This is a genomic window from Pseudomonas sp. THAF187a (assembly GCF_009363395.1).
GTDB classification, from domain to species: domain Bacteria; phylum Pseudomonadota; class Gammaproteobacteria; order Pseudomonadales; family Pseudomonadaceae; genus Aquipseudomonas; species Aquipseudomonas khazarica.
This window is the reverse complement of sequence record NZ_CP045349.1, coordinates 3818630-3837794: the sequence shown is the minus strand read 5'-3', so window position 1 is coordinate 3837794 and position 19165 is coordinate 3818630. Positions and strand designations below refer to the sequence as shown.

Here is a 19165-nt window from a genome sequence, read left to right as displayed (position 1 = left end):
CCTCCCGGCCCATAGTTCCCTCCTGCGACCTGACCGGTCGTCTCGGATCAGAACAAGAGGCCAGGCCATGACCAAGTCCCTCCATTACCGTGCATGCCACCTGTGCGAAGCCATCTGTGGTCTCGCCATCGAAACCGAAACCCAGCCCGACGGCAGCACGCAGATTCGCTCGATCAAGGGCGACGCCCAGGACAGCTTCAGCCGTGGCCATATCTGCCCCAAGGCCGTGGCGCTGCAGGACATCCAGAACGACCCCGACCGCATTCGTCAGCCCATGCGCCGTATCGGCGAGCAGTGGCAGGCCATTGCCTGGGACGAAGCGTTCGAGCTGGTGGCCGAACGCCTGAGCGCGATCCAGGCTGCCCACGGGCAGAATGCCGTGGCCGTGTACCAGGGCAATCCCAGCGTGCACAACTACGGGTTGATGACGCACAGCAATTACTTCCTCGGTCTGCTGAAGACCCGCAACCGCTTCTCCGCCACCTCGGTGGACCAGTTGCCGCATCACCTGACCAGCCACCTGATGTACGGCCATGGTCTGCTGATCCCGATTCCCGATATCGATCACACCGACTTCATGCTGATTCTCGGCGGCAACCCGCTGGCGTCCAACGGCAGCATCATGACCGTGCCGGATGTGGAGAAGCGCCTCAAGGCCATCCAGGCGCGTGGCGGCAGGCTGGTGGTAGTCGACCCACGGCGCAGTGAAACCGCGGCGATTGCCGACCAGCACCTGTTCGTGCGTCCGGGCAGTGACGCGGCGCTGCTGCTGGCACTGCTCAACACCCTGTTCGAGGAGGGCCTGACCCGCACCAGCCACCTGGCGGTCGAGGGGCTGGAGCCGGTGCGTGCCGCCATTGCCGGTTTCGATGCCGAGCGCATGAGCGCCCGCTGCGGTGTGCCGGCGCCGACCATTCGCCAGCTGGCGCGGGACTTCGCCGCAGCCGACACGGCGGTGTGCTACGGCCGCATGGGCGTGTCCACCCAGGCATTCGGCACCCTGTGTCAGTGGCTGGTGCAGCTGATCAATCTGGTTACCGGCAATCTCGATCGCAGCGGTGGCGTGCTCTGCACCACGCCTGCGGTGGACCTGGTGGCGAGCACCTCGGGCGGCCATTTCGACCGCTGGCAGAGTCGGGTGTCCGGGCTGCCGGAGTACGGCGGCGAGCTGCCGGTCTCGGCCCTGGCGGAGGAGATGCTTACTCCGGGCGAAGGCCAGGTGCGTGCGCTGGTGACCGTGGCCGGCAACCCGGTGTTGTCCACGCCCAATGGCCGGCAGCTGGAGCAGGCGCTGGAAGGCCTGGACTTCATGCTCGCGGTGGATTTCTACATCAACGAGACCACCCGTTACGCTGACCTCATCCTGCCGCCCACGGCGCCGCTGGAGCACGATCACTACGACACCACCTTCAACGTCTTCGCCGTGCGCAACGTCACGCGCTTCAACGAGGCGATCCTGGCCAAGCCGGAAGGCGCGCTGCACGACTGGGAAATCTTCGTTGGCCTGGCCAAGGCGTTCGCGGCGCGCAACGGCCTGGAGCTGAAGCCGAGCATGGCGCCGGAGCAGATGATCGACATGGGCCTGCGCTTCGGCCCCTACGGCGATCGCAGCGAGCGCAAGCTCAGCCTGGCGGCGCTGCGCGACCAGCCGCACGGTATCGACCTGGGGCCGCTGCAGCCGAACCTGGCGGCGCGCCTGAAGACCCCGGACAAGACAGTGCAGGCCGCACCTGCGCAACTGCTGGCGGATCTGACGCGCTTCGCCGAGCAGGCGCAACCGGCGGACCAGTTGCTGCTGATCGGCCGGCGCCATGTGCGCAGCAACAATTCCTGGATGCACAACTACCACCGCCTGGTGAAGGGCAAGCCGCGTCACCAGCTGCTGATGAACCCGCAGGACCTGGCCAGTCGTGGCCTGGCCGACGGTCAGCGGGTGCAGGTACGCTCGCGCGTCGGCAGCATCGAAGTGGAGGTGGCGGCCAGCGACGAGGTCATGGCCGGCGTGGTCAGCCTGCCGCACGGCTGGGGGCATGCTCGCCCCGGTGTGCAGATGGACATTGCCCGTGCCCAGCCCGGGGCCAGTGCCAACGACCTGACCGACGAGCGCCAGCTCGATGCGCTGTCAGGCAATGCCGTGCTCAATGGTGTGCCGGTGGAGGTGGTGGCCGCGTAGCGCGGATGCGACGCGGGGTCGTACCGAATGCGCCGCCGAATGGCCTGCTGGCCAGGCGGTGATGGCAAGGCCGAGCATTGTGCTCGGCTTTTCGCTACAATCGCGCCACCGTGGCGACCGTCGGGTCGCGAAGTCTATGCTGAGGTGCCCCATGGATATCATCGAAACCATCAAAGAGCAGATCGCCAACAACACCGTTCTGCTGTACATGAAAGGCTCGCCCAACGCCCCGCAGTGTGGCTTCTCCGCCCGTGCTGCCCAGGTCGTGATGGGCTGCGGCGAGAAGTTCGCCTACGTCGACATCCTGCAGAATCCGGAAATCCGCGCGAACCTGCCGAAGTACGCCAACTGGCCGACTTTCCCGCAGCTGTGGGTCGGTGGCGAGCTGGTCGGCGGCAGCGACATCCTCACCGAGATGTTCGAGAAGGGCGAGCTGCAGACCCTGATCAAGGATGCCGTGGGCAAAGCCGACGCCTGATCGCTGCTCCGGCAGACAAAAAAGAACCCGCCTCGGCGGGTTCTTTGCTTTTCGGCGTGCGGCAGGCGCCTCTACTTCTTCACCCACTGTCCGCCAAGCTGGATGAACTGGCCTGCGGGCGTGCGATCGATGGCCTTCTTGCCGGCGATCGCTTCCACGTCGCTCAGGCTGATGCCGTTGTCCTGCGCCACCTTCTGGTATTCGGCGCGGCGCGCCTGGTTGATCAGGCGGGCGATCTCGTCGGCCTGGCCGCCGGGTTGGACCACGCCCAGGTAGCCGTTGGGTTGCTCGCCCAGCTGGCCGCTGGCCTTGGCGTCACCCAGGGCGCTCATCGCCTGGTTCAGGGTCAGGGCATAGGCCGGCAGGCTCAGGGTCAACGCCAGCAGCAGGGTCGAAAGGTATCGGATCATCATGTTTCTCCTTGAGGAAACGCTGCGCTATCGGGTTTCCGTCATTTCCGCTCGGGCGGCTATCCCGGTGTCTCGGGTACGCGTGGACAGCCTCAGAACAGGCCGCTGTCTTCGTTGAAGACGTTGTCCAGTGCCTTGTCCACCTTGATATAGATTTCGTGCTCGACCTTGACGTTCAGGTTGATGTTGATCGGCTCGTTGGGCATGGCCAGCTGCACCGTCGGCGTGCAGGCCTGGCACAACAGCCCCAGGCTCAGGACTGCGAGGAGGCGGTATAGGGGCATGGCGCTACTCCTTGGGCTCTTGAGGGACACGCTGGCGCATCCATCGCTGAATTCGTTGCTGGATGATGTCGTTGACCTTGTCGGTCAGCTGCAAGCTGGCCAGCAGGCTGGGAACGTCTTCCTGCAGGTTGATGTTGAAATTGATCGGCCGGCCCTGCTCGATGGCCGGGTTCTGCCCGTGCAGACGCAGACCCAGCTGCAGTGTGCCGGAGGTCGTGTAGTCGACGCTACCGTCGAGCAGATCGTAGTGGAAGTCTTCCAGCGCGTCGGTGACCAGCTTCATGCCCGGGTTGGCCTGCCCCATGGCGCGGATGCGCGGCGAGTGAAAGCGTAGCTGCCCGCCCGGCGCGCGCGCCTCGATCCTGCCTTGCTCCACGCTGATGCCCTGGCCAATGCGCAACGGCAGGCTGCCGTCGATCAGGCCGTTGCCCTCCAGGCCCTCCGCCGGGTACACGCGAAACAGCGCCTGCAGGTCCAGGCCTTCGAGGCGCAGCGGCAGCAGCTGGCTTGGCTTGTCCAGCGCCCAGCTCGCCGGCGCCAGGCTCAGGCTGCCGCCAAGAATGCCCAGTTCGGCGCGGCGATGTTCCAGGGTGCCGGCCAGCGGCTGGCGGAGGCTGGCCTGGTAGCTGGCTTGCAGGTGCAGCGGGCCGAGAGGGATGCCAGGGTCGATCTGTTTGGCGCTGAGGTTGGCCAGCTCCAGCCTCAGGCGGTCGCCGTTCACGCGCAGCTGCACCTGTGCATCGACGCCGCCGAACGTGCTGCGGTCATAGATGCCGGCCAGGTTGCGGCCGTTCAGATTGGCCAGCAGCGCCAGCGGCTTGCCCTTGGCCAGGCGCAGTGTGGCGTCGCCCTGGATACGACCGTTGTCGAGCGTCAGCAGGCCCGGCCAGTTGGCCAGGGTCTGGGCCAGCGGATTGCCGGCGCGCAGGAAGAGTTCATCGAGTTTGGCCGCGAGGCTCAGTTCATCGGCCAGGTTGCGCAGGTTCAGCGCCATGCTCAGGCCCGAGTCCGCCAGCAGCGCACCGTCGAGCGCCTGGCTCGCCTCGCTGGCGTCGAGGCGGCCTTGCCACTGCCAACCCTGCGCCTGCAGTGGCGGGTATTGCAGGCGTCGTGCGCGCAGTGCCAGCGGCCCGGACAGGCGTGTGGAGCCTGGCGTGCCACTCAGGTCGATGCCGTCGAGCGTGGCCTGGACGTGCTGCAGGTCGAGTTCGTCCACGCGCAGGCGCTGGATAGCCAGCCCCGTGTTCCTGCCGAGGGTGAACTGCCATTGCTGCGCCGTGGCATGGCCGCTCAGGTTCAGCTGCAGGTGCAGGTCATCGAGGCGGCTGCCGGTCAGCGTCAGGCGCTTGCTGCGCGCATCGAGCTGCAGCTGGCCGACGTCGAGCGCCCAGTCCTCTGCGGCCTGGCGCAGGCCGAGCGTGGCGTCGGCCTGCAGTTCGAGGGGCCCCTGGGCGGCGAGCGTCAGACGCAGCGCCAGTTCATCGTCCGTGGCGCTGTTCATGGGCGCTATCCCCAGCTGTAGCTGCTCGGGGCGCAGGCCGGCCGGGACGTTCTGCAGCCAGGCCGCGTCGCGGCTGTCCAGCTGCAGCTCGCCGTGCGCCTGATACGCCTGCCAGCGGCCGCCGGTATTGCGCAGGTCGAGCGCCAGCGTACCGCTGATCAGGCCCACGCCGGGGAGCGGCCAGGGCTGCGGCAGGCGCGCATCGATCCGCAGCCAGCCGGGGGCTGTCAGCAGTGCGTCGAGCTGCCGGGCCTCGTCAGGCAACTGCAGTTGCCATTGCGCGCTGACGCCGGCCTGCTGTGGCGTGCTCGGCAGCTGCGGGCTGGCGGCTGGCAGCCACTCGCTCAGCCAGGTGCTGACCCAGGCCAGGTCGGGCAGGGGCGCGACCTCCAGGTCGCCGCTCCAGCGCATGGCGGCATCGGCCTGGGGCCTGAGGTCGCTGCGCAGATCCAGTTGCGGCTGATCGTCCAGGCGCATGCTCATCTGCAGTTGGCGGCTGCTGTCCGGCGCGCTGCCCAGCCCCTGCAACTGTGCCAGCAGCGTGGCGCTGTGGCCTGCCCGCAGCAGTTGCAGTTGCACCTGTAGCGCATCGTCCAGCCGTTGCAGGGTGAGATGCCCGTTCAGGGTGCAGCGACCGCTTGCGCAGGGCAGCTGCGCCGTCATCTCGCGCACGCTGATCTGGCGCGGTAGCCAGGGCAGGGCGTCGAGCAGGTCGCGCAGCGGGCGGGCGGGGTCGTCAGTGTCCGGGCTGTCCTGCTGCGCCTGTGGCGCCTGCCAGTCGGCCTGCAGCCCCTGCACCAGCAGGCGGTAGCGCGGCGCCTCGCTGGCCAGCCAGTCGAGCTGCACCTGATCGGCCAGCAGCTGGAGTTCGCTGTCCTGGCGCCGGGTCAGGCTGACGTCGCTGAAGCGTACCCCGCGCCAGGACAGGCTCAGGCGCTGCCAGTCGAGCTCGACGTGCTGCTCCGCGAGCAGTTGCTGCACGCGGTAGCCGGCGTAGCAGGCCAGTAGCGACAGCAGCGCCAGTATCGCTGCGCAGGTGCTCGCCCAGAAACGCCGGCGGCTCATGAGTTCTCCTTGCTCGATGCACTGTCGCCGACGTTACCCGATGCTCCCCTGGGTGCCAAGCCGCTTTCCGTGCTATGGTGTGTTCATGGCTTTTCACATATGTTTTGTTGAAAACAAGCTGAAGGGAGGATGTGATGAGTGCATTGATTCGCAGCCAGCCTGATGCCGATGCGGTGCTGGCCAAGGCGTTGCTCAATACCCGTGAGCAGCTGGGCCTGACCCAGCAGGAGCTGGCCGATATCGTCGGTGTGCACCGCAGCGCCATCAGTCGCTGGGGGGAGCAGGGCGGCTTGCGTCCGCAGAGCAAGACCGGTGAGCTGGCGTTGTTGCTGATCCGCGCCTACCGTGCGTTGTTCGCCCTGTTTGGCGGCAACCTGCAGGACATGCGGCACTTCCTGCGTACCGAGAACCGTCACCTGGCTGGCGTGCCACTGCAGCAGATGGGGCAGGTACAGGGCCTGGTGCGTGTCGTCGAGTACCTGGACGCCATTCGCGGCAAGGTCTGAGCCGCCACTCGCAGCCTGCTGCGCGCCGGCCGTGCCGCGTCGAGTACAGGCTCTACTCTCGGGAGTGATCGCCATGGACATCTGGCAACAATGCGCGGGCGAACGGCAGGTTCGCCCGCTACGCGGCAAGCTGCTGCGCATGGTGGAAAGCCAGGCGCAGGTGGCCACCTCGCAACTGGTGGACAACCTGGCGGAGCAGGCGCTGCTCGAAGACCTGTTGGAGAACAGCAAGCCGCCGCTGCCCGAGGCTGCCGAGCCGCTGCACTATCTGCTCAAGACGCCGTTCCGTTATCCGCCGCTGCGCTGGGGCTCGCGCTTCGGCACGGTGCACGAGCCGAGTCTGTTCTACGCCGCGCAGCACCTGCAGACGGCGATGGCCGAGGCGGCGTACTACCGTTTCGTGTTGTGGAACGGCATGCTCAGCCCGCCGCCCAGTGGGCGCATCCTCTCCGAGCACTCGACCTTCGAGGCGCGTTATCGCGTCGAGCGCGGTATCCAGTTGCAGTTGCCGCCCTTCGATGCGCATGCCGCGCAGCTCGCACATCCCAGCGACTACAGCGTCGCCCAGCGGCTGGGCGCGGCGATGCGCGCGGCGGATATCCAGGCGTTCGAGTACCGCTCGGCGCGTTGCCCCGCAGGTGGCAGCAATGTCGCGCTCTATGTGCCGCAGGCGTTCGCCGAGAAACGGCCACGCAACCTCACGGCCTGGTTGTGCGAAACCACGGGTGATTACGTGGCGTTCAAGCCCGCTCAGGTTCCCGGACAGCCGCGACTGTTTCGCTGGGAGCAGTTTCTGGTGCAAGGGCAGTTGCCACACCCCGCATGAATGCTGCCGCAGCGCTGGCGATGCCCCGAAACAGAGCGCTGCGCGGATATGTCGCACGGAGTTGTGCACAATGCTGAGGCAGCCTGTCATCTCACTGTCAGAACCGCCGCTAAACGTTTGATTTTTCGTAGTTGATTTTTAAGTCAATGAAAAATATGCATTTTTTTCATTGGTGAAAAAATCGTCAGTTTGACCGGAGCGCCCATGGCATCGGGCCTGACGGCGCTTTCTCCCAAGTTGTGCACGGAGTTATCCACAGGTTCTGTGGATTGTGTGGCGGGGCTGGCAGAGTCGCCCGAAACAATCGCCTGGCGGGACTTTACCTTGGCAAAAAAAGGAGTAGAGTGGCGCGCCCCGGCAGTTACCCCCGTTTTTCTTATGCCTCGCGCTTTACCGTCGTCATCCTCCGCAGCCCGTCCAAGCTCTTCTCGTCTGCCCATGCGCGTCGCGCTGTGGCTGCTCGACAATCCGCGTCTGGGCAAGACGCCCAGCGTCAAGCGCATCGCCGGCAACCTGCTCAAGCAGCCTGCTCGCAAAGGCTGCGTGCAGGCGCAGAGTCGCCTGGGTCAGCTGCTCTGCCGTGACTGCGGCAACACCCGTGACCGCCGCATCGGCTACGAGCTGCTGCGCCAGGCCGCCCGCGCGGGTGATCGCGGTGCCCAGCAGGAACTGCAGCGTCTGTCGCGCTGACCGCGTACTGGCCCCGTGTGAATCGTCCGCTGGGTATACTGCTCGGCGGTCAAACATGGAGCGTCTATGCCAATCGATCCCCTCTCTCTTGCCATCGGTGCCGTCGCGGCGCTGGTGCCGCTCCTGGCCGGCATCTGGTCACTGCAACGCCGGCTGGCCCGCGAACAGAGTGAACAGGCGCTGTTGCAGGAGCGCCTGGAACACGCACAACTCGGCCAGGCCGGTGTGCTCGCGCAGCTCGATGCCTGCCGGGCCGAGCTGGCCGAGGTCAGTGAGATCAAGGTCGACCAGCAGACCGAACTGGCTGGCCTGCGTCGCGAGAACGAGTTGCTGCAGCAGGAGCGGCAGATCTCGCGCGAGGCCGCACAATCCTGGAACCAGCAACGTGAGCGCAACGAAGCCGAACTGCGCCGGCTGACCGCCGAGTGCGCGGCGCTGGCCGCCGAGCTGCAGGAGAATCGCGACAACCAGCAGCAGCGGCTCGATGACCTGCAGGGCGCACGCAACGAGCTGCGCGCGCAGTTCGCCGAGCTGGCCACGGCGATCTTCGACGAGCGTGAGCAGCGCTTTGCCGAGACTAGCCAGCAACGCCTCGGGCAGTTGCTCGATCCGCTCAAGGAGCGCATCCAGGCGTTCGAGAAGCGTGTCGACGAGAGCTATCAGCAGGAGGCGCGCGAGCGCTTCTCCCTGGGCAAGGAGCTGGAGCGCCTGCAGCAGCTCAACCAGCGCCTGGGCGACGAGGCGACCAACCTGACGCGAGCGCTGAAAGGGCAGAAGACCCAGGGCAACTGGGGCGAGCTGGTGCTCGAACGTGTGCTGGAGCATGCCGGCCTGGAGAAGGGCCGCGAGTACCAGACCCAGGTCAGCCTCAAGGGCGCCGGTGGCGAGCGTTTCCAGCCCGATGTGCTGATTCGCCTGCCGGGCGACAGGCAGGTGGTGGTCGATGCCAAGGTCAGCCTCAGCGCCTACCAGCACTATGTCGCAGCCGCTGACGAGGCGGTACGCCAGCAGGCGCTCAAGCAGCATCTCGTCTCTTTGCGCAGTCACCTGAAGGGCCTTTCCGGCAAGGACTACCAGCGTCTCGAAGGCCTGCACAGCCTGGACTTCGTCCTGCTCTTCGTGCCGATCGAGGCGGCCTTCGCGGCTGCCTTGCAGGCCGAGCCGGACCTGTTTCAGGAGGCGTTCGAGCAACAGGTGGTGATCGTCAGCCCGACCACCCTGCTGGCCACCCTGCGGGTCATCGACAGCCTCTGGCGCCAGGAGCGCCAGGGCCAGAACGCCCGCGAGATCGCCGAGCGCGCCGGCCAGCTGTACGACAAGTTCGTGGCCTTCGTCGCCGATCTGGACGAGATGGGCAGTCGCCTCCAGCAGTTGGACAAGGCCTACGCCAGCGCCCGCAACAAGCTGGTCGAAGGGCGTGGCAACCTGGTTGGCCGGGTGGAGAACCTCAAGCTGCTGGGCGCACGCGCCAGCAAGAGCCTGCCGGGCGAACTGCTCGAGCGTTCCGCCGATCTGCCGGCGCTGGATGAGCTGGGCGAGTGAGCGGCGTTCGGCGCTGATCCAGGCCGCCGCACCGTTGCACTCGCACTGCCCAGGCGTTCACGCGGCGTCTTTCTCCGCAGCTGCGCGCAGGGCCGCCGGCGAGCTGGCCAGATAGTCCAGCGCGGCCTGCAGGTCGCCCTCGATGCGCGGGTGAAAGCGCGGATCGAAGTAGCGCAGCACGGAACGTCCGACGCTGGCGGTGCTCGGCAGCAGGCCGCGCTTGCCCAGGTCGTGCCACATGCGCAGGAACCCCGGGCGATAACGCGTGGCCGGGTCCTGGCGCATCATCACCTTCATCGCATCGCTGAACAGGTAGAGCAGCGCCGGAGAGGCGATCAGCATGAACAGCCAGCGCATCGCCAGGCTGCCGCCCAGGTGGACGTGCAGGTCGTGGGCGACGCAGCGGTGCTCCACTTCCTCGGCGCCGTGCCAGCGCAGCAGGTCGAGCATCACCGGGTCGGCATGATCGAGCCCACGGCTGTTGACCACCCAGTCTCCCAGCACGCAGGTGAAGTGTTCCACCGCCGCGATCAGGCCGACGCGCTGGCGCAACCACCAGGTTTGCAGGCGCCGGCTCAGGCGGTTTTCTCCCAGGGGGTAGTCGCACAGCAGCTTGTCGAACAGCCAGTCGACCTTGCGTGTGAAGGGGCGCGGATCGATGCCGTGGCGGCGCAGGTAAGGGGTCAGCGCGCTGCCGTGGGCACGGGCGTGCTGCGCCTCCTGCAGCACGAACCCGCGCACGTCCTCGCGCAGCCCGGGGTCGCTGACCTGCGGCAGCGCCTTGTTGTACACCTTGCAGAACCAGAACTCGCCGGCCGGCAGCAACAGGTGCAGGCCGTTCATGATGTGCGAGGCCTCCGGCTCGTTCGGCACCCAGTGCAGGGGCGTGTCGCTGAAATCGAAGCGCACCTTGCGCTGTTGCAGGGCAGGTTGCTTGCCTGGGCTCATGGTTGCGCTCGTTCCAGTTCGTTGACGTAATCGCGCAGCCAGCCGGCTAGCCTGGCCGGTTTGGCCAGCAGCTGCCAGTGGCCGGCGCGCACTTCGCGGCGCGTCAGCAACGGCGCCCAGTGCTGCAGGTCGTCGAACAGCTGCGGGCGCACGAAGCGGTCGTTCAGCGCCACGATCAGCTGCAGGGGCACCCGGGTACTGCGCGTACGCGGATGCAGCAGGCTGCGGATGAAGTTGGCGCGATACAGCTGCACGCCGCGCATGCCGTCGGCGCGTTGCGTGCTGCTGGGGGGCAGCTCGCTGACGCCCTCCAGGCGGCTCAGCAACCAGGGCCAGGCGCGATCCAGACCCAGGCGCCAGCACAGCTCCGGCAGCAGCGGGGTGTGGAAGAAGGCGATGTACCAGGAGCTGAGCAGCTGACCCAGCGCCTGCAGCAGTGCCCTGGGGCGGCGCAGGCTCAGGCGTTCGCGCAGCCAGTGGCCGACATGGTCGAGGCACGGTCCGGAGAGGCTGGTGTAGGACGTCAGCAGCGGCTGGATGCGCGGTTCGGTCACCGCTTCCCAGCTCTGGATCGAGCCCCAGTCGTGGGCGACCAGGTGCACCCGGCGACCTGCGCTGGTGGCGTGGATGACCGCTTCGAGGTCGCGCGCCAGCTGTGGCAGGCGGTAGTCCTGCACGCGTCGCGGCACCTGCGACGCGCCGCAGCCACGCACGTCGTAGGCGACGATGCGGTAGTCGTTGGCCAGCTCGTGGATCAGCGGCAGCCAGACCTCGTGGTTGTCCGGATAGCCATGCACCAGCAGCAGGGTCGGGGCATCGGCCTTGTCCCAGATGTAACTGCGCAGGCGCAGGCCGTCGCTGTGAACGTCCAGTTGCTGCGGCGGCAGGTCGTGGCGTTGCAGGGGCGCGTTCATCGGCTAGGACCGACGAGCAGGGTGAGCGGGAACATGGCAGGCTCCGGGCAATGACAATTACATTGTTTGATGTAACTGTCATTGTTGAGCGCCAGGTGGCCTTTGCCTAGTCGTTGCGCCAGCGTTCGAGCGCAAGCGTTACGGCGTTACCGGCGTGTGTCGAAGCGCTCTGCAACGGGGGACAGCGCCAGCAACGGCGGTTTTCGGCCGGGGCAATGGTGAGCAAGTCCAGCCCTTGGTTGGGGCGCCGGCAACGGTTGGCGACGGCCTCGGCGCCAGACTATGATCGGCGCATGACTGAGGTTTCCCTGTTCTTTCAGCGCCTGCTCGGCAGCGCCGCGCCTGCGTCGGCGGCGGTCGTCGCCGAATACACGGTCGACGAGCTGGCCCAGGCCGCGCAGACCACCGTGCGCAACGTGCGCGCCTATCAGGATCGCGGGCTGCTGTCGCCGCCGGAGCGGCGTGGGCGTGTCGGCATCTACAGTGGCGAGCACCTGGCGCGGCTGCGCCTGATCGGCCAGTTGCTGGAGCGCGGCTACAGCATCGCCAGCATTCGCGAGCTGTTCGACGCCTGGTCCCAGGGGCGCGATCTGGCCCACGTGCTGGGGCTCGAGCAGGCCATCCGTGGCCCAGGGGAACCGGAGCAGCCGGGGCGGCTGGAGTTCGCCGAGTTGCAGGCGATCTTCGCTGACGACCTGGATGACGCGCTGATCGAGCGGGCGCAGGCCATGGGCCTGCTGCAGTTCGCCGGCGATCACCTCAGCGTGCCGAGCCCGCGATTGTTCTCGGCCGGGGTGCAGCTGTATCGCGCCGGCATTCCCCTGCCGGCGCTGCTCGATGAGCTGGAGTCGATCCGGCGGCATGTCGAGCAGGTCTCCACCGGCATCGTGCAGATGATCGCCGGTCATCTGGTCAACCCGCTGTTGCAGACCTCGCTGCCGCATGCCGACCAGCTCGAGGGCCTCAGCGCCCAGCTGCTGCAGCTGCGTCCGCTCGTCGAGCAGGTGGTCGAGGCCGAGCTGGCGCGTGGTCTGCCGGTGGCCGCCAACCGCGAACTCAGCGAGCGCGTGCATCAGCTGCTGCAGGGCTTCCTGCAGCGCAGCTAGTCGTCCGCCGCCCGCCCGATCAGCCGCGCAGGACCAGATGACGGCTGAGCAGGGCGCGCAGGGCGGCGGGCTTGACCGGCTTGGGCAGGTAGTCGAGGCCCGCGGCATGCACGGCGGCGACCAGCTCGGCGCGGCCGTCGGCACTGATCACCACGCCGGGCACCGGCTCGCCCAGGCGGGTGCGCAGCCAGGCCATCAGTTCGGTGCCGGTCTCTCCCTCGTCCAGGTGGTAGTCGACCAGGGCCAGCTGCGGATGCACTTCCTCGCTGAGCAGGTGCTCGCACTCCAGGCGGTTGCGCGCCGTCCACACCTGGCAGCCCCAGCGCGACAGCAGGCTGTACATGCCGGTGAGGATGCTGTCCTCGTTGTCGATGCAGATCACCTGGATGCCCTGCAGCGGCTGGCCGTCCGTCGCGGACACGGCGGGGCCCTGGGGCTTCGCTGCGGGTTTTCTGGCCAGTGGCACGCTGACGCTGAACACGCTGCCCTTGCCCGGCCAGGAGCGCACTTCGAGGCGGTGTGATAGCACCCGGCAGAGCCCGTCGGCAATCGCCAGGCCCAGGCCCAGGCCTTTCTCGGCGCGCGTCTGGTGGCTGTCCAGGCGCTTGAACTCCTCGAAGATCACCTTGCGCTTGTCCTCGGGAATCCCCGCGCCCCGGTCCCAGACCTCCAGGCGCAGCTGCCCACCCTCGCGGCGCACGCCGAGCACGACACGGCCCTTGGCGTAGCGGAAAGCGTTGGTGAGGAAGTTCTGCAGTACCCGGCGCAGCAGCTTGATGTCGCTGTCGACCCATTCGCGACTACCGTGCACGCGCAGGTCGATGCCCTGTTCCGCGGCCAGTACGCCGAATTCGGCGGCGAGGGTATCGAACAGGTTGGAGAGGGCGAACGGATGGCGATCCGGGGTGATGCGGCCGTTCTCCAGGCGCGAGATGTCCAGCAGGTCGGTGATCAGGTCCTCGGCCGAGCGCAGCGAGCTGTCCAGGTGCCTGACCAGCTCCTGGGCCTCGCCGGGCAGTGCATCGTCCTGGTGGGCCAGCGCCGCGGAGAACAGGCGCGCGGCATTCAGCGGCTGCATCAGGTCATGGCTGACCGCCGCGAGGAAGCGCGTCTTCGACTGGTTGGCGGCCTCGGCGTGCGCCTTGGCCTCGGTCAGCGCCTGGTTCAGTTTCGACAGCTCGTGGGTACGTTCGGCGACACGCCGCTCCAGGCTCTCGTTGGCATCCTTGAGGGCGCGCTCGGCTTCGCGGAATTCGGTGATGTCGGTGAAGCTCATGACGAAGCCGCCGCCGGGCATGGGGTTGCCGATCAGCTCGATCACCCGGCCGTTGGGGAACACCCGTTCGTAGCTGTGCGCGGTGCCCTGGCGCATCCAGTACAGGCGCTTGGCCACGTTCTCCTCGACATCGCCGCCGCCGAGCATGCCGCGCTGGGCGTTGAAGCGGATGATCTCGGCAATCGGTCGGCCGACGTAGATCAGCCCTTCGGGGTACTCGAACAGTTCCAGGTAGCGATGGTTCCAGGCCACCAGGCGCAGGTTCTGGTCGACCACGCTGATGCCCTGGGTGATGTTCTCGATCGCCCCCTGCAGCAGGGCGCGGTTGAACTGCAGCACCTCGCTGGCCTCGTCGACGATGCGCACCACGTCCTCGACCTGCATTTCCCGGCCTTCGATCGCGGCCTTGACCACGGCGCGGGTCGAGGAGGCCCCCAGGACCCCGGCGAGCAGGCGCTCGGTATGCGCGATCCATTCGCTGTTGGCCGGCTGGTTGGGATCGAAGTCCTTGCCTTTGCCCTGGCGCAGGGCGAAGCGGGTGAAGCTCTGCCGCGCCCGCTCTTCGCCGACGAAGCGGCTGGACAGCATCAGCAGGTCCGCTACCTGCACGGCCAGCAGGCTGCGCCCGCTCGGCTTGGTGCCCAGGTCATGGCCGATGAAGCGACCGGCTTGCCAGTGCTCGGAAACGCGCGTGCGGGAGAACCAGGAGACCCAGGCGAACAGCAGCATGTTGCCGGCCAGCGACAGCACCACGCCACGGGTCAGCGGGTCGACGTGCAGGCCGATGGGGGCGTACAGCAGGGTGGTCAGCCCGGGGAAACCGTGCAGCGACCAGCCCATGCCACGGGCGGCCAACGGCAGCACCAGGGTGTAGAACCACAGCAGCGCGCCGACGATCAGGCCGGCGAAGACGCCGCGACGGTTGGCCTGTTTCCACACCAGGGCGCCGAACATGGCCGGGGCCAGCTGGCCGATGGCGGCGAAGGACACCTGGCCGATGGTGGCCAGGCTGGTGCCTTCACCGAGCAGGCGATAGCAGACGTAGGCCAGCAGCAGGATCAGCACGATGCTGACCCGGCGGGCAGTGAGCATCCAGTGGCGGAAGGCCTCGAACGGGCGCTCGGTGCTCTGCCGGCGCAGCAGCCAGGGCAGCAGCATGTCGTTGGAGATCATGGTCGACAGCGCCACCGAGGCGACGATCACCATGCCGGTGGCGGCCGAGGCCCCACCAATGAAGGCCAGCACCGCCAGGCCCGGATGCGCTTCGGCCAGGGGCAGGCTGATGACGAAGGAGTCGGGGGTGACGCCGGCCGGCAGCAGCATCTGCCCGGCCAGGGCGATGGGCACGACGAACAGCACGGCCAGCACCAGGTAGGCCGGAAACACCCAGCGTGCCAGGCGCAGGTCCTTGGGCTCGATGTTCTCGACCACGGTGACGTGGAACTGCCGTGGCAGGCAGACGATGGCGATCATCGCCATGCCGGTCTGTACCAGCATGGCTGGCCAGTTCACCGCCTCGTTCCAGAAGCTGTCCAGCTCGGGGGTGCTGTGGGCCTGGGCGAGCAGGTCGTTGAAGCCGTTGTACAGGCCGAAGGTGACGAAGGCGCCCACGGCGAGGAAGGCCAGCAGCTTGACCAGCGACTCGAAGGCAATCGCCAGCACCATGCCCCGGTGGTGTTCGGTGACGTCGAGGTTGCGCGTGCCGAACAGGATGGTGAACAGGGCCAGTACCAGGGACACGATCAGCGCGGTGTCCTGCGCGCTGGTGCCGGTGTCCAGCGCATGCTCGCCGATCAGCAGGTTGACCCCGAGCACGATGCCCTTGAGCTGCAGGGCGATGTAGGGCAGCACGCCGACCAGGCAGATCAGCGCCACGACGATGGCCAGCGACTGCGACTTGCCGTAGCGCGCGGCGATGAAGTCGGCGATGGAGGTGATGTTCTCCTGCTTGCTGATCATCACCATCTTCTGCAGCACCCAGGGCATGCTCAGCATGAGGATGATCGGCCCGAGGTAGATGGGCAGGAACGACCACAGCTGCTCGGCGGCCTGGCCCACGGCGCCGAAGAAGGTCCAGCTGGTGCAGTACACGGCCAGCGACAGCGAGTAGACCCAGGCGCGAATCTTCGGCGGCATGGGCGTGCTGCGGCGGTCTCCATAGAAGGCGATGGAGAACAGGATGGCCATGTAGAGGAGGGCGACCGCGGCGATCAGCCCGGGGGACAGCGACATGCAGGCTCCGGAACGCAGGGTGGAATGAGGTGAGCCTGGCACCCGAGGCGAGGCTGATGATGATCAGTGTTGCACAAAGCGGCAGTTCGTCGGCTGCGACCAAGGTCGCAGGCTGCCCGGCGCACTTTGCGACAGGACTTGATTGTGCCGCAGGCATTGGCCTGATAGCGTGCCGGGTTTGCGACTCTGTCCGAGGAAGGACCCTATGTTCAAGCCGCAACTGGTGACGTTGCAACGGGGCGCCCTGCGCCTGGAACCGCTGTCCGATGCCGACATCCCGGCGCTGGTGGCGCTGGCCGAAAGCAATCGCGACGAACTGCTGTACATGAGCGGCACTCAGCGCCTGGACTGGTACCGCAGTGCGCTGGCCGATCTGCGTGAGCAGCGCGCGTTGCCGTTCGTCGTGCGTCTCGGTGACGAACTGGTCGGCACCACGCGCTTCGCCGAATTCATGAACACCCTGCCGGCCTGCGAGATCGGCTGGACCTGGCTCGACCGCAGCCAGCACGGCACCGGCCTGAACGGCACGATCAAGTACCTGATGCTCAGGCATGCCTTCGACAACTGGGGCATGGTGCGCGTGCAGTTGAAGACCGCCGGCAGCAACCTGCGCTCGCAACGCGCCATCGAGAAGCTCGGCGCCGTGCGTGAAGGGCTGCTGCGCAACCACCGCCGGCTGGCCGATGGCCGCCTCGACGATACCGTTCTCTACAGCATGACCGACCTGGAATGGCCGGCCGTGCGGGAAGCCCTGGAGGCACGCTTCGGCGCCTGAGCCCTGATGGAGAGTCGCGAGCAGACCCGTTTCTGGCAGGCCTCGGCGCTGTGTGGCGTCGAGCTGCTACAGGCGCGCTATCTCCAGCAACGCTTCGCCCCGCACGTGCACGAGGGGTTCGTCTTCACCGTGATCGAGCACGGCGCCCAGCGTTTCCGCCACCGTGGCAGCGACCACCTGGCGCCGCAGGGCAGCATGGTGCTGATCAACCCGGACGAGGTGCACACCGGCTCCAAGGCGCACGACGACGGTTGGCGCTACCGTGGCTTCTATCCCGACAACGCCCAGGTGCTGGGGGCGTTGCAGGAGCTCGGGCTGGCCAGGTCCGGCATGCCCTCGTTCGCCGTCAGCGTGCTGGATGACCCGCGTCTGCACACGGCCTTCCTGCAGCTGCATCGCCTGCTGGAGGACGGCGCCGAGGCCCTGCAGCAGCAACTGGCCTGGCGCGAGGCGATTCTGCTGTTGTTCCAGCACCACGGGCGGGTCGGCGAGGCGGCCGCGCCGGGGCGCGAACCCTGGGCGGTGTCCTGCGCCAAGCAGATGCTCGCCGAGCAGTTGCTTGAGCCGCCATCGCTGGAAGAACTCGCCGCCGCGGTCAATCTGTCCCCCTTCCACTTCGCCCGGGTGTTCCGCCGTGCGACGGGCTTGCCCCCCCATGCCTGGCTCAAGCAGCGGCGTCTCGAACAGGCGCGGGCGCTGCTCAGGAGCGGTTGCTCCGCGATCGGCGTGGCCACGCAGCTGGGCTTCGCCGACCAGAGCCACCTGTCGCGGCAGTTCAAGCAGGTCTATGGCGTCAGCCCCGGTGAGTACCGCAAGGCCTGTCTGAGCTGAACCCTGGTCAGCCTGCAGAGCCGTTGTGTTACCGGCATCCAGACATAAAAAAACCGGCGCCCCTCACGGGTACGCCGGTTTTTTCACGGGCAGGGTCGATCAGAATTCGTGATCGGCGGTGTCCGGGTTCAGGTCGCTGATGCCCAGCTTGCCGGCTGCCTGCTCGATGGCGCCGGTCTGCTTGACCAGGGCGGCGATGGCGTCGCGTACCAGTTGCTGGCCTTCGGCGTTGTCGGCGGCGATCAGCTGATCGAAGTGCACGTTGTTCTTCTCGGCACTGTCGACCAGGGCCTGCAGCTTGGCTTCGGTGTCCTGCAGGTCGGCCTTGAGCGTGGTGTCGGCCTGGGCGTCGGCCTTGGCCACCAGGTCGGCCAGGCTCGGGCCGGTCAGGGTGCTGCCGTCGACCTTCTTGTACTCGCCCAGGTAAACGTTGCGAATGCCCTTGCCGTTGTAGAAGTGCGAGTTGTGCGTGTTGTCGCTGAAGCAGTCGTGCTCGTCTTCGGTGGAGTTGGCTTCCAGCGCGACCTTCATGCGCTCGCCGGCCAGCTCGCCCAGCGACAGGCTGCCCATGCCGAACAGCATCTTGCGCAGGCCGTTCTCGCCCGAGTCGGCGACCAGCTCGCTGCGGTAGTTGCCTTCGACGCCGTCCTTCCACTGCTCGACCATGTCATTCAGGTCGCTGACCAGCAGATCGGTCGCGGCCTTGAGGAAGGCACGGCGACGCTCGTTGTGGCCACCGGTGGCACCATCGCCAACCAGGTAGTCGGTGTACGGACGCTCGCCGGCACCCGGGTTGGTGCCGTTCAGGTCCTGGCCCCAGAGCAGGAATTCGATGGCGTGGTAACCGGTGGCGACGTTGGCCTCGGAACCGCCCAGCTCGTTCAGGCTGGCCAGCAGCTCACCGTTGATCTCGGTGACGTCGAGCTTGTCTTCGCCGACCTGGATCTCGGTGTTGGCGATGATGTTGGCTTGCGCGCCCGGGTTGCCCAGTGCGTGCTGGTAGTCGTCGGCCACGTAGTCGATCAGGCCTTCGTCCAGCGGCCAGGCGTTGAGCTGACCTTCCCACTCGTCCACCACCGGGTTTCCGAAGCGGAACACTTCGCTCTGCATGTAAGGCACACGGGCCGCCAGCCAGGCTTCACGCGCGGCTTTCAGGTTGGCTTCGCTGGGCTCGGCGAGCAGGGCGTCGACCGCGCTCTGCAGCGCCTTGCCGGTGCTGGCGGCGTCGCTGAAGACCGCGAAGGCCAGGTCGGCGTAATGATTGACCACAGCCTTCGCAGCAGCCTCGTCGACCTTCGCGGCAGGCGCAGGGGCCGCGCTCTCGGTGGCGGCAGCAGGTGCGGCGGCCTGGGGAGCGGGGGCTTTGTCTTCGCCGCAGCCAGCGAGGGAAATGGCGATGGCCAGCAGGCTGGCGGAGGCCAGGGGCATACGAATCATGGCGGGGTCCTTTGCGTTAACGAAATGGGCCTGATACTCGGTGGTACCTGAAAAACTGCGACATAATGCAAATGTTTCGCATTATGTGTAAAGGCCATTATGCGTCGCTGTGCAGGATATCGCTGTCGAGAGGCGCGGCTGCCGCTAGAATGCCAGCACCTGATTCGCAGT

The 19165-nt window shown here is 67.0% G+C and carries 17 protein-coding genes; 9 read left to right on the top strand and 8 right to left on the bottom strand.

What is annotated here, in order from left to right; translation table 11 throughout:
- Positions 1-67: 67 nt before the first annotated feature.
- Positions 68-2173, top strand: coding sequence for a molybdopterin oxidoreductase family protein (locus FIV02_RS17795; protein WP_152489375.1), 2106 nt, complete (start codon positions 68-70; stop codon positions 2171-2173).
- A gap of 151 nt (positions 2174-2324) precedes the next feature.
- A complete protein-coding gene (gene grxD / locus FIV02_RS17790) occupies positions 2325-2651 on the top strand; it encodes a Grx4 family monothiol glutaredoxin (RefSeq protein WP_037049304.1) in 327 nt (108 codons plus the stop codon).
- A gap of 71 nt (positions 2652-2722) precedes the next feature.
- Here the strand turns inward: grxD and FIV02_RS17785 are convergent, their stop codons facing one another.
- From FIV02_RS17785 to FIV02_RS17775, 3 genes are all read right to left on the bottom strand, one after another.
- Positions 2723-3061, bottom strand: coding sequence for a YdbL family protein (locus FIV02_RS17785; RefSeq protein WP_037049301.1), 339 nt, complete (start codon positions 3059-3061; stop codon positions 2723-2725).
- Positions 3062-3153: 92 nt separating this feature from the next.
- Complete coding sequence (locus FIV02_RS17780; RefSeq protein ID WP_037049298.1) at positions 3154-3345, bottom strand: YnbE family lipoprotein; 192 nt, start codon at positions 3343-3345, stop codon at positions 3154-3156.
- A 4-nt stretch (positions 3346-3349) separates the two neighbouring features.
- A complete protein-coding gene (locus tag FIV02_RS17775) occupies positions 3350-5911 on the bottom strand; it encodes a YdbH domain-containing protein (RefSeq protein WP_152489374.1) in 2562 nt (853 codons plus the stop codon).
- 134 nt (positions 5912-6045) lie between these two features.
- Between FIV02_RS17775 and FIV02_RS17770 the strand changes: the two genes are divergently transcribed.
- Together FIV02_RS17770 and FIV02_RS17765 are read left to right on the top strand one after the other, a co-directional pair.
- Complete coding sequence (locus FIV02_RS17770; RefSeq protein ID WP_037049292.1) at positions 6046-6417, top strand: XRE family transcriptional regulator; 372 nt, start codon at positions 6046-6048, stop codon at positions 6415-6417.
- Between the two features lie 73 nt (positions 6418-6490).
- Entirely contained in the window at positions 6491-7243 is a 753-nt protein-coding gene (locus tag FIV02_RS17765; RefSeq protein ID WP_152489373.1) for an RES family NAD+ phosphorylase, read from the top strand.
- Between the two features lie 143 nt (positions 7244-7386).
- On the opposite strand, the gene FIV02_RS17760 is transcribed toward FIV02_RS17765, so the two are convergent.
- Positions 7387-7683: a hypothetical protein gene (locus FIV02_RS17760; RefSeq protein ID WP_152489372.1), complete on the bottom strand. Its 297-nt coding sequence runs from the start codon at positions 7681-7683 to the stop codon at positions 7387-7389.
- Between FIV02_RS17760 and FIV02_RS17755 the strand changes: the two genes are divergently transcribed.
- Both FIV02_RS17755 and rmuC read left to right on the top strand, forming a co-directional pair.
- The gene (locus FIV02_RS17755; protein ID WP_037049286.1) at positions 7682-7933 is read left to right on the top strand and encodes a hypothetical protein; all 252 of its coding nucleotides are present in this window, start codon (positions 7682-7684) and stop codon (positions 7931-7933) included. The genes FIV02_RS17760 and FIV02_RS17755 overlap by 2 nt on opposite strands.
- A gap of 180 nt (positions 7934-8113) precedes the next feature.
- A complete protein-coding gene (gene rmuC / locus FIV02_RS17750) occupies positions 8114-9475 on the top strand; it encodes a DNA recombination protein RmuC (protein ID WP_167494366.1) in 1362 nt (453 codons plus the stop codon).
- Between the two features lie 57 nt (positions 9476-9532).
- Here rmuC and FIV02_RS17745 read toward each other — a convergent pair whose 3' ends face one another.
- The gene (locus tag FIV02_RS17745) at positions 9533-10423 is read right to left on the bottom strand and encodes a metal-dependent hydrolase (RefSeq protein WP_152489371.1); all 891 of its coding nucleotides are present in this window, start codon (positions 10421-10423) and stop codon (positions 9533-9535) included.
- Positions 10420-11337, bottom strand: a complete 918-nt coding sequence (locus FIV02_RS17740) for an alpha/beta fold hydrolase (protein ID WP_152489370.1) — start codon at positions 11335-11337, stop codon at positions 10420-10422. The genes FIV02_RS17745 and FIV02_RS17740 overlap by 4 nt, the downstream gene beginning before the upstream one ends.
- A gap of 293 nt (positions 11338-11630) precedes the next feature.
- Between FIV02_RS17740 and FIV02_RS17735 the strand changes: the two genes are divergently transcribed.
- Positions 11631-12443 carry a MerR family transcriptional regulator gene (locus FIV02_RS17735; protein WP_037049265.1) on the top strand — a complete coding sequence of 271 codons (813 nt, stop codon included), beginning with the start codon at positions 11631-11633 and terminating at the stop codon, positions 12441-12443.
- A gap of 19 nt (positions 12444-12462) precedes the next feature.
- On the opposite strand, the gene FIV02_RS17730 is transcribed toward FIV02_RS17735, so the two are convergent.
- On the bottom strand, positions 12463-15951 hold the full coding sequence (locus FIV02_RS17730) for a PAS domain-containing hybrid sensor histidine kinase/response regulator (protein ID WP_152489369.1): 3489 nt from the start codon (positions 15949-15951) through the stop codon (positions 12463-12465).
- A gap of 205 nt (positions 15952-16156) precedes the next feature.
- Between FIV02_RS17730 and FIV02_RS17725 the strand changes: the two genes are divergently transcribed.
- Both FIV02_RS17725 and FIV02_RS17720 read left to right on the top strand, forming a co-directional pair.
- Positions 16157-16726 (top strand): GNAT family N-acetyltransferase, encoded by a 570-nt coding sequence (locus tag FIV02_RS17725; RefSeq protein ID WP_152489368.1) that lies wholly within the window; start codon positions 16157-16159, stop codon positions 16724-16726.
- Positions 16727-16732: 6 nt separating this feature from the next.
- Positions 16733-17557, top strand: a complete 825-nt coding sequence (locus tag FIV02_RS17720; RefSeq protein WP_150606047.1) for an AraC family transcriptional regulator — start codon at positions 16733-16735, stop codon at positions 17555-17557.
- A 99-nt stretch (positions 17558-17656) separates the two neighbouring features.
- Here the strand turns inward: FIV02_RS17720 and FIV02_RS17715 are convergent, their stop codons facing one another.
- Positions 17657-18994, bottom strand: a complete 1338-nt coding sequence (locus tag FIV02_RS17715) for an imelysin family protein (RefSeq protein WP_037049254.1) — start codon at positions 18992-18994, stop codon at positions 17657-17659.
- Positions 18995-19165 lie beyond the last annotated feature (171 nt).

Excerpts from the sequence above, each read along its gene's own strand:
- FIV02_RS17715 (WP_037049254.1), bottom strand. The coding sequence starts at position 18,994 with ATGATTCGTATGCCCCTGGCCTCCGCCAGCCTGCTGGCCATCGCCATT.
- grxD (WP_037049304.1), top strand. The coding sequence starts at position 2,325 with ATGGATATCATCGAAACCATCAAAGAGCAGATCGCCAACAACACCGTT.
- FIV02_RS17745 (WP_152489371.1), bottom strand. The coding sequence starts at position 10,423 with ATGAGCCCAGGCAAGCAACCTGCCCTGCAACAGCGCAAGGTGCGCTTC.
- FIV02_RS17785 (WP_037049301.1), bottom strand. The coding sequence starts at position 3,061 with ATGATCCGATACCTTTCGACCCTGCTGCTGGCGTTGACCCTGAGCCTG.
- FIV02_RS17795 (WP_152489375.1), top strand. The coding sequence starts at position 68 with ATGACCAAGTCCCTCCATTACCGTGCATGCCACCTGTGCGAAGCCATC.
- FIV02_RS17720 (WP_150606047.1), top strand. The coding sequence starts at position 16,733 with ATGGAGAGTCGCGAGCAGACCCGTTTCTGGCAGGCCTCGGCGCTGTGT.
- FIV02_RS17780 (WP_037049298.1), bottom strand. The coding sequence starts at position 3,345 with ATGCCCCTATACCGCCTCCTCGCAGTCCTGAGCCTGGGGCTGTTGTGC.
- FIV02_RS17730 (WP_152489369.1), bottom strand. The coding sequence starts at position 15,951 with ATGTCGCTGTCCCCCGGGCTGATCGCCGCGGTCGCCCTCCTCTACATG.
- FIV02_RS17760 (WP_152489372.1), bottom strand. The coding sequence starts at position 7,683 with ATGGGCAGACGAGAAGAGCTTGGACGGGCTGCGGAGGATGACGACGGT.
- FIV02_RS17775 (WP_152489374.1), bottom strand. The coding sequence starts at position 5,911 with ATGAGCCGCCGGCGTTTCTGGGCGAGCACCTGCGCAGCGATACTGGCG.
- FIV02_RS17770 (WP_037049292.1), top strand. The coding sequence starts at position 6,046 with ATGAGTGCATTGATTCGCAGCCAGCCTGATGCCGATGCGGTGCTGGCC.
- FIV02_RS17765 (WP_152489373.1), top strand. The coding sequence starts at position 6,491 with ATGGACATCTGGCAACAATGCGCGGGCGAACGGCAGGTTCGCCCGCTA.
- FIV02_RS17740 (WP_152489370.1), bottom strand. The coding sequence starts at position 11,337 with ATGAACGCGCCCCTGCAACGCCACGACCTGCCGCCGCAGCAACTGGAC.
- FIV02_RS17725 (WP_152489368.1), top strand. The coding sequence starts at position 16,157 with ATGTTCAAGCCGCAACTGGTGACGTTGCAACGGGGCGCCCTGCGCCTG.
- FIV02_RS17735 (WP_037049265.1), top strand. The coding sequence starts at position 11,631 with ATGACTGAGGTTTCCCTGTTCTTTCAGCGCCTGCTCGGCAGCGCCGCG.
- FIV02_RS17755 (WP_037049286.1), top strand. The coding sequence starts at position 7,682 with ATGCGCGTCGCGCTGTGGCTGCTCGACAATCCGCGTCTGGGCAAGACG.